Annotated in this window: 8 protein-coding genes; 6 read left to right on the top strand and 2 right to left on the bottom strand. The window is 42.9% G+C overall.

The window, feature by feature from the left end:
• Positions 1-43 precede the first annotated feature (43 nt).
• From NLZ44_RS03965 to NLZ44_RS03940, 6 genes are all read left to right on the top strand, one after another.
• Positions 44-1,201 carry a hypothetical protein gene (locus NLZ44_RS03965; RefSeq protein ID WP_493751924.1) on the top strand — a complete coding sequence of 386 codons (1,158 nt, stop codon included), beginning with the start codon at positions 44-46 and terminating at the stop codon, positions 1,199-1,201.
• On the top strand, positions 1,198-1,575 hold the full coding sequence (locus NLZ44_RS03960; RefSeq protein WP_493751923.1) for a hypothetical protein: 378 nt from the start codon (positions 1,198-1,200) through the stop codon (positions 1,573-1,575). The genes NLZ44_RS03965 and NLZ44_RS03960 overlap by 4 nt, the downstream gene beginning before the upstream one ends.
• A gap of 26 nt (positions 1,576-1,601) precedes the next feature.
• The gene (locus tag NLZ44_RS03955; RefSeq protein WP_493751922.1) at positions 1,602-3,074 is read left to right on the top strand and encodes a peptidoglycan-binding protein; all 1,473 of its coding nucleotides are present in this window, start codon (positions 1,602-1,604) and stop codon (positions 3,072-3,074) included.
• The gene (locus tag NLZ44_RS03950; RefSeq protein WP_493751921.1) at positions 3,071-3,214 is read left to right on the top strand and encodes a hypothetical protein; all 144 of its coding nucleotides are present in this window, start codon (positions 3,071-3,073) and stop codon (positions 3,212-3,214) included. Before NLZ44_RS03955 ends, NLZ44_RS03950 begins: the two co-directional genes overlap by 4 nt.
• 97 nt (positions 3,215-3,311) lie before the next feature.
• Complete coding sequence (locus NLZ44_RS03945; protein WP_493751920.1) at positions 3,312-4,550, top strand: YncE family protein; 1,239 nt, start codon at positions 3,312-3,314, stop codon at positions 4,548-4,550.
• A gap of 70 nt (positions 4,551-4,620) precedes the next feature.
• Positions 4,621-5,040 (top strand): hypothetical protein, encoded by a 420-nt coding sequence (locus NLZ44_RS03940; RefSeq protein ID WP_008052308.1) that lies wholly within the window; start codon positions 4,621-4,623, stop codon positions 5,038-5,040.
• Positions 5,041-5,241: 201 nt separating this feature from the next.
• Here the strand turns inward: NLZ44_RS03940 and NLZ44_RS03935 are convergent, their stop codons facing one another.
• Both NLZ44_RS03935 and NLZ44_RS03930 read right to left on the bottom strand, forming a co-directional pair.
• Positions 5,242-5,751: a hypothetical protein gene (locus tag NLZ44_RS03935; RefSeq protein ID WP_493751919.1), complete on the bottom strand. Its 510-nt coding sequence runs from the start codon at positions 5,749-5,751 to the stop codon at positions 5,242-5,244.
• Positions 5,752-5,768: 17 nt separating this feature from the next.
• Positions 5,769-12,848: an energy transducer TonB gene (locus tag NLZ44_RS03930; RefSeq protein WP_493751918.1), complete on the bottom strand. Its 7,080-nt coding sequence runs from the start codon at positions 12,846-12,848 to the stop codon at positions 5,769-5,771.
• Positions 12,849-13,256 lie beyond the last annotated feature (408 nt).

Here is a 13,256-nt window from a genome sequence, read left to right as displayed (position 1 = left end):
CCGAACATTTTTGAGATTCAATTTGTTAACGGAGTAAATGAAGATGCAAGAACTGACAGGAAATTTTACAACTGCATCAAACTGTCCAGCATTTAGGTTGACATCAGAACTGCTAACAGAGACTTTAGAAAAAGCCAGAAAAGAGGGAAGGGACTATGCTTGGGGTCCTATAGATGATGACTATTGGCTGGCTGAAAAAAGTGATTTTAATTATGAAATATCATGTCCCAACTTTATAGTCGGTCAAACTAACTCTCTTTCAGGTGTGGTTCTTGAAGTTGAGGTGTGTGCAATTTTTGAAAGTTATCAAGGATATGAAAATTTCTGGTCTTCATTCGCCAAAGTATTTCAAGTTAAGGGAGATCCAAATCTTGAAGAGCTAGTTGATATTGCCAGGATGTTTTCTTACTTAAGATTTAGCAGTAGAGACTACTATAGAGAGGTTGATCGGAAATTTTGGTCAGAGTTTTTAACCCAAAATGTTGTCAGTAATGAAACGATTTTGATCTTCACAGAAGATAAAGATGTTGCCCGTACTTGGGCGCAAAGGACATTCCCTAATAACTATTTGAATGCTTGGGTTGGAAAGTGTGGAGAATTCGTATTTGCAGGTTGGGCGGGTGAATGTAACATTCCCGTGTCTAGAGTTGATTTAAAAAAACATGAACAAGGAGATGAGTATGACTTTTCGCAAAATACTTTGTTGATTAATACATCAGGTGAAAAGTTATTAAAAATGGACATTAAAACCTTTCAGCTAGAAAGCGGCAAACAGCGTGACTGGTGGAATGTAGGAGAAAATTGCTTGGCTGGAGATCGTCGGCAAGATTTGATTGTTTTTGTAGTAGTAGATGAAAATTTTAAAATGGGAAAAGTTGTAGGTTATCTCTCACCAGAAAAGATTTTAGAAACCGGAGAATATGTTCAAAATTATTATAGCCAAGGGTATTATAGAGTTTATTTAAATGAAATTTTAAATCCGTATTATTTGAGATCTACAATTGATCAACAAAATCAAATTTTTGAAGGTTTGTTTTTTGGCAATTCTCCTCATCAAGTTGTAACAGAGATAATTAAAGGTTATCCTTTAGATCCGATAACAGCTTATTATTCTGGATATAATTGGCACACTTTCAATCGAGGAGGATTGGCAAATTTAACTGCAAAACCTACGTTAAAAATGTTTGTTTCTCCTAAATGATACTATTTACAAACCCGGTTTCTTCTATTCTGTCGCCGGTCAAAAAAATGCGATCGCCAGCAGTTCATCACCCCGACCCCGACCCCTATAGCCTCAGACGATTGGCTGAGAATAGGTCTATGGAATTGTTCCCCCCCACTACTGGCCAATGGGAGTTAACAGACCGGGTATATCCGGGAAAAGTCAGCCAAGTGCTACCTTTCGGGAGGGGGAAAGAAACCGGGTTTCTTAACGTGATGTCGGTGAGGATGCCGAGATTTTCACAGAAACCCGGTTTCTCAGCCTGGGGGGGGAAAAGAAACCGGGTGGATCAGAGGGCCACTCATCGGCACAGTAGCACCATATCTTTGAGTGGTCAAAATGCGCTAGGATAGCGGGGAAAAACCATGCTTAATTGATTATGGATAACCCCGGTTGCATCACCAAGTCTAAATCATATTCTAGCGGTTATCGACCTGTTAACCTTCTCCGACGGTCGATGCTGGGTCTCCCTTGTGCGATCGCATTATTATTAACAGGAGTGACCGTAGCCTCTGCTGAGAGTCCCATAAATCGAGAAACTCAAATAGTCGCCCGCGCCACCCCTACTGAAAATCAGACCCCACCAGTTTTAAGGCGCGGTAGCCGAGGTCAGGAGGTAGCCGAATTACAGATTAGACTCCGAGAATTGGGATATTTTAATAACCCTAATTTAGGTAATTTTGGTCCGATCACTCAACAAGCAGTTAGACAATTTCAAAGCGATCGCGGATTAAGGCCAGATGGCATTGTCGGACAAGAAACTCGCCAGGCTTTAGCCCTAATTCCACCCTCCCCAAAAACCCCAGAAGTCGCTACCACTCCCCCTCCTCAACCCACAGCAACTCAGCCGCCGCCACCAGCCGCCAAACCCCCAGCCGCCAAACCCCCAGCTGCCAAACCCCCAGCTATCAACATCAACTATGATTTACCAAAAGGCTTTCAGACAGCGATCGCCCTCTTAAAAAATCCCGGTTTTGTGGAAGCACCCCCCCGCGACCCATCTGGAAAAATGAGCCATGTTAAAACTATTACCGGCCCTATTGCACCCAAATCAATTGTGCATTCAGGGAAAGGCTTATTTTTTGCCCAAAATATGATGTATCGCCACACAATAACCGTCTATGACCGTAACTTTGATTTAATCAAGACTATTCCCGACAGCATCAAATTCTCAGATTTTGGCTTCTCGAAATTCACCGGAAATCATAGAGGTTCACCCGTAGAAGCCTCCTTTTCTCCTGATGGAAAATACGCCTACGTTGCCAATTATAAAATGTATGGTTCCGGCTTTTCTCGCCCCGGAAATGATAGATGTTCTCCAGCCGGGAGACATGATGATAGTTTTATGTATAAAATCAATACCGAAACCCTGAACATCGAACAAGTGATTCAAGTCGGACCCGTGCCGAAATTTAATACAGTTACTCCTGATGGTCGTTTCGTATTAGTTAGCAATTGGTGTGGTTGGGATTTAAGTATTGTTGACACCCAAATAAACCAGGAAATTCAACGGCTAAAAATAGGTCGTTATCCGCGAGGAATTGCTGTTGATTCTAACTCAGAATTTGCTTATGTAGCCGTCATGGGTTCCACCCAAATCGCCAAAATTAACCTTAATGATTTTTCCCTCACCTGGCTTAATAATATCGGACGTTCCCCTCGACATTTGAATATAGATCCTCAAGGGAAATTCCTGTATACCACCCTTAATGGTGAGGGGACTGTGGCAAAAATCAACCTAGAAACGGGTAAAGTCATCCGCCGAATTAGGACAGGAAGCGCCCCCGTAGTATGGCAATTTCTGATGATGGTCAATTTTTGTATGTGGTTAATTATCACTCTAATACCATGAGTAAAGTCCGCACAGAAGATATGAGAGTCATTCATACTGTCCGCACTAACCACCGACCCATTGGTGTGACTTACGACCCCCAAAAGCGACAGGTTTGGGTAGCTTGCTATTCTGGCAGTGTTATGGTATTCCAAGATTAATATAACATTCGGATTCAGTTAACTTACCCATGATTAACCTAGCTGTCTAGTTTTTCTGGGTAAGTTTTTATTAGTCGTTTGGTGGTGTCAGGAGATTATGAACAAACTTAATAAATTCCATTTGATGTTGATGCAAAAATCCGGCAAAACCCTAATTATAGCATCTATTTCTCTAGTGGTGTTAACCTTAACCGCGATTCGATTGGCGGTAGCTGACTCAGGTTCTGATATTTTCAAATTAGGCGATCGCATAGATTTTCTACAGCAGAAATTAAGCAATCATAACTCATTAGATAACTCTGAATCTCAGGAAACCATCGCTTTTTTACCCCCACAACCTGGTCAATTTGAAATTATTAAGACTATCAAAAGTGATGATTTAACCCCCAAGTCTGTTGTTTATGCAGACCCCGGAATGTTCTTTGTACAAAATATGATGTATGAACATTCAATTGCTGTTTATAATCGTCAATTTGAGCAGGTTAAAAAAATTGCTGATCATGTGAATTTGTATAAGTTTGGTCATCGAGATTTTACCGCCGAAAAATACAAAGGTTCTCCCGTAGAAGCAGCAGTTTCTCAAGATGGCAAATTTGCCTATATCTCCAATTATCGGATGTATGGTCCTGAGTTTAATAATCCCGGTCATGATACCTGTTTACCATCAGACAAATTCGACCCTAGTTTTATCTATCGGATTAATACCGAAAATTTAACCATTGACAACGCCATTAAAGTCGGTTCAGTTCCCAAGTTTATCGCCGTTTCTCCCAATGGTAAATATGTCTTAGTAACTAACTGGTGTTCAGGGGATGTTAGCGTTATTGATACCGACACCAATCAAGAAATACAAAGGATATTTGTAGGCAGATTTCCCCGGGGAATTACCATCTCTCCGAATTCTGAAACTGCTTATATAGCCGTGATGGGAACTTCCGATATTGCCAAAATAGACCTACAGGACTACTCAGTAAATTGGATGTATAACGTAGGTTTATATCCTCGCCATCTGATTTTAGATTCCACCGGAAAATATCTATATGTTACCCTGAATGGTGATGATCATGTAGCCAAAATTGACACAGAAACCGGGGAAATTATCAGGAAAATTTTTACAGGTGCAGCCCCTCGTAGTATGGTATTATCAGATGATGATCAATTCCTCTATGTGGTGAACTATTACTCCCACACCGTTAGTAAAGTGCAAGCTGAGGATATGGAAATTATTGATACCATCACCGTAGGCTTAAACCCCATAGGAATTACTTACGACCCGAAAACTCGACAGGTGTGGGTAGCTTGCTATACGGGGAGTTTGGTGGTCATTCAAGATTAACAGATAAAGATTTCGGGAATTGGCGGTTTATCTCTTGTAGTCATCAGGTGTTGTCAGCCAGGAGTGAACTATGGAGGTCCTGACCGTTATTCCCAAAATGGCGATCGCCCTTGGGGTGGCAACTGTTTCGATGATATCACAAATACAGTTTCGCGGGACAGTTTCATCCCCTACAGAAGTTGGGGCGGAATATATTGTCTTTCAAACTTACCCAAATAATCAAGTTAGGGGTTTAGTTTATATTCAAAACTCCGATATTGGTTCATGTTTTGAAGGAGTTTTTAATTCCCAGCAAACCCAAATCCAACAAATCACCTATACTCACCCAGTCATTGGAAACAACCATGATGATGGTTGGGAGACTCATGTATCAGATGAAGCCCTAAATTTAAGCACCTTTTCCCACTCCTTTAATTCCTCAGAAATCAATGAAAATGTGCAAGCATGGTTTAATGAATGCTTAGAGGTCATCTCAAATCCCCTTGAATAGTGAGTGATTGATGATTACTTTCTCTCTCCCGTCAGTTAAACCGCCGTTACCCACGGCTAATTAGGAGACAATCAACTTTCTAGGTTGCCGCTGATATACCCTCCAAAAAAGAGTGAGATTGAATCATCAACCTCACTCTAATTTAGCTGTTAATTGTCCGAGTCAGTTTCCCTATATCTCAAGGGAAACTTAACTGATATTTTACACAGAGAAGGCATCTACTTCATCGATAATGTCATCGATAATGTCATCGATATCATCAATGTCATCGATGGTACTGATGCCAGAGAAGGCATTAACCTCATTGATGGCTTGGAAGTTATAAACATCCAAGAAGGTCACCTGATTAATAGACCGAACTCCAGCAAACTCAATCAAAGCAGCAGAGTTTTCTTCCAGGTAAATATCCATTGCCATTTGCGGATTAGCTTCTAGGAACTCCTCACTGTAGGGGTCAATTCCCGCTTGCAGACCAGCACCGAACATATACTCTAAGCGCTGAGTAAAGGTAACGTCCTCAAAGGATTCCACACCAAAGAACTCAGCCACCTCTTCTTGCACATCTTCCGACTCGAAATATTGCTCAAAGCTGTAGATATCGGAAGTTTCGTTACCTTGTTCCAGCAGTTGACCGGTCAAAGCATCGAACAGTTCCGAATTATCAATCTCACCATCGCCATCTTGATCAAAATCAGTGAGATTTTCAGCCAAGATATCAGCATATTGAGTCAGCGCCCAATTGAGATCGATGGTCGGTGCTCAGTGCTGAAATTGCCTTGCAAACTAAACTCAAACACTTGTTGAGAATCAATGCGGAAGACATTTTCAATGCGATAGTTCTGAAGAACTTGTTCGCTGGCTTGTTGGCGGAAGAATTCAATATCAACAAATGGGCTGATATCGATGCCAAGTTCCGAGGCAATTCCCAAGTCAAAACTTTGCAAAATTGACAGATCCAGGTTGAAAATTTCCTCAACCGGGATACCAAAGAAGTCAGCAAAGACTTGGGGATATTGAGTGGCGATCGCATCATAATCAATGGCCACAAAATTAAACTCTTGTTCCAAACCTACCGTATAGGCGTGTTCAAGAATTTGTGCGCGAGTCAGACTCTCAGCACTGATTCCAGTAAAGGTAGACTCCAAGGAAGCAGCATATTTAGTGCGGTAGAACTCGAAGTCAATTTGGGTCGAAAGACCACCATAGACATAATCCAGCACCAAAGAGCTTTCCAGGGAGGCAACTGCGCTAACATCAATGTTATAGGCTCGCGCGATGTCAACGGCGAACTGTTGTCGCAGAAAATCAACTTCCACAAATTCCAGCGGGTTAATTCCAAATTGCCATCCTTGTCGGAAGGCAAAGTTAAACACCTGTTCAGCAGAAAGGGAACTAACATCAATCACACCAACATCATCACCATCAGCGGTAAAAGCAGCTTCTGCAGTTCCGCGCAACTTACTGCTAGCACTGCGACTTCCGCCGGACTGTACACTGGTTAGACGAACTCCAAATTCCTGACCCACAAACTGGTCTAGGCTCAATTCTTCACCATCTGCAGTAATCACAAACACTGTGGATTGAATATCATCCTGACCAATACCAGGAGTTCCGATTTGGACACCAGCATCAAATTTCAGCGGTGAAATCGAGGTATTTCTTACCCGTTTCACATCACCACTAAAGTTAGAATTGGTGACATCATCCCCAGTTACAGACAGACTATCGAGAAGGCTACTATCTTCGATATTGAAGAACACACCGTTAATATCGGCGATGGGTTCCACACTGTCAACGGTGACTTGAATGCCTCCTTCCACTTCTTCTAATGTCACTGTTACCTGTGCTTCTGCTCCGGTGAAATTCGACAATTCAACCACTACAGAATTAGGAGCCTGACCTTCTGGGATAGCTGGCACGAGGAAGGCTTGATAGAAATCAGCCAAGTCTTCTGCATTAGCTTCGGCATATCCTTGCCAATCAAAGGCTAGTGTTTGCAGGGTTTCAATTCCGGTAATGGTTTGGAACTCACTGCTGTAGAAAATTTCGATGAGTTGCTGATGGCTGAGGGATTCGCCTTCGTTAACTTGAATACCCAGAGAATCCAACAACTGTGTTTGTACTTCTGCTGTAAACTGGTTGAATTGAACATCCAGGAAGTTGACGTTAATCAATGAGAAATCGGTGTTAAACCAGTCAAGAATGGTGCTATCTGGCAGTTCCTGGGATGCGATCGCACTCATGAAAGTCTCACGGAGATAGTCAAAGTTGACAAATCCCTGAATGCTGACTTGTCCACTGAACATGAACCCATGAACTTGTTCTAAGGTCAGCTCTGTGACATCATCCACCTCAAACTGTGCGATTAAGGTTTCTGCATTCGCCTCAATGAATGCCTCGTAGTTGATAGCAGATAGCTCTATAGTCTGCTCTGCTTCCATCAGCAAGGCTTGGAATTCTCGGTTGTAGACCAAATTGATGATTTGAGCATCATTAAGCTCTACAATGGCTTCTATGGACTCCTCAAGAGACAGGCTCTCATTAACCTGTTCAATGGTAATGGTTGTCTCGGTCAGAAGTTGCTCAACTTGATAGCGAATAAATCCGACATCAGCAGTTAAGAAGTTCTCCTCGAAGGCTGCCAAAATCTCAGCATCTGTCAAGGGTTCGATTTCACCGCGTAGGACATCCTCAACGGTAATCGGATTTTCTTCTGTGCTGAATAAATCAGCGATCGCTTGAGCTTGAGAGGCTCGCAGATAGCTGTAGTTAACTTCAGACTGTACCAGTTCAATCTCGACATCCTCACCTAGAACCTCTTGGAATTCAACGCTAAACGCCAAAGTCACGATGTCTTCAGTGGTTAACTCATCCACAGATTCATATTCAGTCTCCAAGATGGTATTGACATCTTCTAGGCTGAAAACAGAAGCCTGGAACAGTTCCTCAAGCTGATAGGTGACAAACTCGATATCGATTTCTTCGGTTTGGGTAACGGTCTCGACATCGACCATCAACTGCTCGATGTAAGCCAGAACGTCCTCGGCTGCAAACACTGGACCGTCGTCGGAATCATCATCCTGGTCGTCGTCGTCGTCGTCTTCGTCGTCTTCGTCGTCGTCTTCGTCGTCTTCGTCGTCGTCGTCGTCTTCGTCGTCGTCTTCGTCGTCGTCGTCGTCGTCGGAATCATCATCCTCGTCGTCGTCGGAATCATCATCCTCGTCGTCTTCGTCGTCGTCGGAATCATCATCCTCGTCGTCTTCGTCGTCGTCGTCGTCGTCGTCTTCGTCGTCGTCGTCGTCGTCGGAATCATCATCCTCGTCGTCTTCGTCGTCGTCGGAATCATCATCCTCGTCGTCTTCGTCGTCGAGATCGTCATCATCTTCGCCGCCGACAACAGTTTCCCCAAGGAATTCAGCGATCGCCTCAGCTTGAGTAGAGCTAAAGAATTCGATAATTTCTTCTTGAGTAAATTCTTTCGCCGCGAATTCTTCGGGAGACAAATTGAAGAAATCAGCCAATTCAGCAGAGAATCGAGAAACCACAAAACCGATACTCAGTTCTGTTTGAACCAGACTAATCTCTAGGGAGAATTCAGCTTGAAACTCAGCATTGAGACCGAGGTCAACAATTTGTTCATCTGTGAGGTCATCAAATTCCTCAACAGGTTCATCAAGGATGGAATTAATATCCTCAAGGGAGAACTGTTCATCATCGAGAGACCGTTGCAATTGATATTTAACGTAAGCAATATCAACCTCAACAGATAAACCCTCAACAGTAGTCACCGAGTTAGTGATAAACCACTCTTGAGCCAGTTCCAGAGTCACATCATCGGCATCAATTTCCAGTTCGCTGGCAATTTCTTCCGACTGAGCCAGTAGAAACTCATCAAGCTGTTCATTAGGAACCGTGAGGACTTCCTCACCAGTAACAGCGGTGATATCAACTTCCAAAGTATGAGCGATCGCCGAGGCAAATACAGTCCGCACATAGTCAATATTGAGAGTTTCTTGGAAAAGTTGAATTTCCACATCACCGATAATTTCTTGGAAATCGGCATCAAACACCAAGGTAATCAGATGGCGATCGCTCAACTCATCCAAACCCTCAATTTCCGTCCCCAAAATCTCATTTACCTGTTCCAGGGTCAGGGTTTCATCTAGCAGTAACCCTTCCAATTGATTCTGAACATAAGCAGTATCAACATTCAGGAAAGAGAAACTTTCCAACCATGCGTTAACCGCCAGATCGCTGGAAACAATAGCCGCGTTGAAGGTTTCCCGAATATAGTCAATATTAAGCGCACCTTCAATGCTGAATTGTTGAACACCGATATTCAGCGCAAAATCACGGATCTGAGTTACCGAAAGTTCATTGATGGAACTTACCCGGAAAAATTGTGCGATCGCCGTTTCCGCCGCCGAACCATGTTCTTCCAAGTACGCTTCAACATTAAACCAGTGTAGGGAACTGACACTAACCTCCTGTTCATAGAGATACTCTACAATTTGGAGTGTAGTAACTTCGCTGATGCTTTCCACCCCAAAAGTCGCTTCGACATCTCCAGTAAAAGTAAACCGGAAATAGTCATAATCAACTATCCGAGACAAGCCACCATAAATAAAATCGAGAACCACATTAGTGCTGAGAGTTTCTACGTTTTCCACACCGTAGAATTCTATTAGCAAGCTGCTGTACTCTTCCCGCAGAATTTCCAGTGCTTCCTCATCTACCACTTCAGCCAGGCTCAGACCCTGCTCTAAAGCCTGACCAACCACAAAACGATAAATTTGCTGTTCACTGAGAACCGCTACATTTGTCACTCCATAAAAAGCTCTCAGTTGAATCTCATATTCAGTCCTGACAACCTCAATATTAAACGGAGTTAGCGTATTTTCAACATCAAAGCCTTCAGTAAATAGATAGAGGCGAACCTCATCATCAGTCAGAGTTTCCAGCGTCCGACCTAAAGACTGTGCCTGTTGTTCCAGTGCCGCTCGATATTTAATTTTAGCAAACCGGATGTTAATAGCAGGCGCTGCATCTCCAAACACAAATTCAAGTACATTTTCCTCCGTCAACTCTTCGCCAAAAGTAGCCGTCAGAGCCTCCGAGAAAATAGTCTGGTAATAGTTGACATTAACCACATTAACCAGCTCATTAACCCGTCCCGAAACTCGGCTTTGATTGATGACGAACGAGTTAACTTGACTATCGCTCAGAACCGTGACATCCGAAACTCCGAAAAATGCTTGCAGTTCAGTCCCAAATAATCGGCGAATTTCAGCCAAGTTAATAGGAGTAGGATTAACCTCTAAATTGGCTCCCGCACCCAACGTGAAAGAAATCACCTGTTCCGAACTTAAAGAATTAACCTGTTCTACCTCAATTTCGTAGAACTCAGCCAGTTGTTCAGCATATTGAGTCACCACATAGTTAACATCAACCTCAACATTAGCTTGAATGCTGTTGATTACCTGCTGATTAGACAGTTGTGTAGCGCTCTCAACATTGAAAAATTCCTGAACTTCTTGCGATTGGCTTTGTTGCACGAAATCCAGATGTACAAACACAGAAGGATTAACGTTTTCTGGTAAGCCTTCCCGTTGAATAAATGCCAGCACTTCCTGCTGAGTGGCACCTTCTCCCAGAGCTACAGTGATTCGTTCACCATAGACAGATTGCAGATAGCTAAAACCTAATTTAGCCGAGGTATTTAACCCTTCTTGCAAACCAATTGTATTGACAAATGTAAATACTTGAGAGTTGGTGATTTCGGCAATTTCAACACCAAAAAATGCTTCTAAACGCTGGCGATGAACTGCTCGGAAGTAGTTGAGACTTACTAAGGTAGAAGGAGTGACTCGTTCTAAACCCTCGTCGGAACTGATAAACCGCACAATCTGAGCATTAGTCAGGTTAGAAATTTCTGTCCCAAAGTGGGATTCAATAGCTGTCACCGACTGCTGATTTGACAGTATGAAATTCAAATCAATCAGAACTGACGGACTCTGACCCTGTTCCAGACCAACTTCAACAATGTAACTGAACAGTTGAGCATTAGTAATATTCTCAATGGAAGTCCTAAAGAAGGCTTCTATTTGGCTGCTGTAGGTGGCTTGAAAGTGAGCAAAGTTGATATTCGGACTGGGGGAAAATCCACGCTCTAAGCCTGGTCCTTCTATGAAGTTGACAATTTGCAGGTAACTTAGCTCTTCAACAGAGGTTACGCTGTAAAATCGGGTTAATTGCTGACCGAAAGTCGTTACATAAAACTGGATATCGACGAAAGGAGACGGGTTAATACCATCTTCTAAAGCATTCTCATCTAGCCAATCTAAGAGTTCCCGAGTGGAAATCGTGGTAACATCTTGAACCTCGAAAGCTATTCGTAACTCAGCTTCATAGGTGGTCAGAATGTAATCTACATCCAGAACAACGTCTAATGGTAATTCGGGTTCTTCCGGTTCCGGTTCCGGTTCGGGTTCGGGTTCCGGTTCGGGTTCGGGTTCGGGTTCCGGTTCGGGTTCGGGTTCCGGTTCCGGTTCCGGTTCGGGTTCCGGTTCCGGTTCCGGTTCGGGTTCCGGTTCGGGTTCCGGTTCGGGTTCGGGTTCCGGTTGCTCTGCTATAGGAGGTATTACCGGTAATGGGGGTATCTGTGGAATCTCGGGTGCTGTAGCATCGACATCATCATCGACATCATCATCGATATCATCATCGACATCATCATCGATATCATCATCGATATCATCATCGATATCATCATCGATATCATCATCGACATCATCATCGACATCATCATCGATATCATCATCGACATCATCATCGATATCATCTTCACTCTCAAGAATTAAAGCGAGATTACTTTCTATTTGAGCAAACAGTTCCGAGATATTGATTTCAGTTAAACTGCTGAGGCTGAGAGTTCTTAAAACCTGGGAAACCGAGAAGGAAAGACTAAACTCGCGCCGTTCAGAAATACCGAATCTTACCCAGTGGTCGATCGCGTTAATTTCCCCACTTTCAACAAAGGGAACTAAATCGGGGTTGAGTTGCAGGTATTCGCTAACATTAAAGATATTGCTAAACTGCCGATTTTCAGACCTACCCCTGGTGATAAAATGACTAAAGGCACTAATTTGTATACCTAGGTTAGCTGATTCTTGCAGTAACTGACTAACGTCTGGGTTAAGTTGTAGGTAGGTATTGGCATCAAATACTCGGCTACACCTGCGATTTTCAAACTGTCCTACACCCAAGAAGTGAGCAAACTTACTAACTAAAGTTTCCTGGGTAATAGCAGCCAAGTCTGGATTCGCTTCTGCATAAAAACTGGCGCTAAAAAAGTCGCTAAATTCTCGAGCTTCATTCAGACCAAAATCTAAGAAGTGACTGAAGGCTTCTTCACGATTGATGACTAGGGAAAGGTCAGTGTTTTTCTCTAGGTATCGAGTCACACTGAAGAAAGCACTAAATTCGCGACCTTCAAATTTGCCAAATTCGCGAAAATGCTCCCGTGCATTAAACTGAAAACCCGCTGATTCTAATTCTAATTTAAACTGTGCGAGATCAGGGTTTTGAGCTAGATATACTTCCTCATCAAACAGTTGTTCAATAATAAAGTCCCGAAGATTTACTACTTCACTCAGGGGATTTACCGGGGTGGCTGTGGTAGTAACTTCTACCGCCGGGTCATCTACACTTTCTGTAGGCAATAAAAACGGAGTTTCTGCCTCTAAATCGTCGAAAATATCATCTATTTCCTCATCTTCTAGGAAGACTGTTGTAAAAAGTTCTTCGTCCATGCTAGAAAAATCCTCAATTGGAATAATTAACAATCAATGGTTTAGTTCAAATTTAACCCCTCTGTGATCTGGTAAATCACTTAGAGTTATCATCTGAGGCTCACAACAGCCTATAATGCTGTAACGGCATAATCGGGGATAATAACGTCCTCAATGTACCACTAAGCAGTCAGATGGGTTGTAGTCCAACTTCTGAGCAATGGGAACAGATGACCTCCTGTCAATATACAGATAGTTCCAGAACGACAAGTTGACATGGTGTAATATACCATTAGATCAGTTTTATGTGATCTTGAGCTGGGGTGGGTCGCCAAGGAACTTGGCTGATCAGCAATCCGAGGGTTTCCGGTTTGTACCCCTCATTATAAGGGTATTGTTTAAGATATCCATGAAGTCTTGGTGAGAAAA

Source organism: Arthrospira sp. PCC 9901, assembly GCF_059013425.1.
Note: the sequence above shows the minus strand (reverse complement) of the source record. Positions and strands in the feature narration are given on the sequence as shown.

Excerpts from the sequence above, each read along its gene's own strand:
- NLZ44_RS03965 (WP_493751924.1), top strand. The coding sequence starts at position 44 with ATGCAAGAACTGACAGGAAATTTTACAACTGCATCAAACTGTCCAGCA.
- NLZ44_RS03960 (WP_493751923.1), top strand. The coding sequence starts at position 1,198 with ATGATACTATTTACAAACCCGGTTTCTTCTATTCTGTCGCCGGTCAAA.
- NLZ44_RS03955 (WP_493751922.1), top strand. The coding sequence starts at position 1,602 with ATGGATAACCCCGGTTGCATCACCAAGTCTAAATCATATTCTAGCGGT.
- NLZ44_RS03950 (WP_493751921.1), top strand. The coding sequence starts at position 3,071 with ATGAGTAAAGTCCGCACAGAAGATATGAGAGTCATTCATACTGTCCGC.
- NLZ44_RS03945 (WP_493751920.1), top strand. The coding sequence starts at position 3,312 with ATGAACAAACTTAATAAATTCCATTTGATGTTGATGCAAAAATCCGGC.
- NLZ44_RS03940 (WP_008052308.1), top strand. The coding sequence starts at position 4,621 with ATGGAGGTCCTGACCGTTATTCCCAAAATGGCGATCGCCCTTGGGGTG.
- NLZ44_RS03930 (WP_493751918.1), bottom strand. The coding sequence starts at position 12,848 with ATGGACGAAGAACTTTTTACAACAGTCTTCCTAGAAGATGAGGAAATA.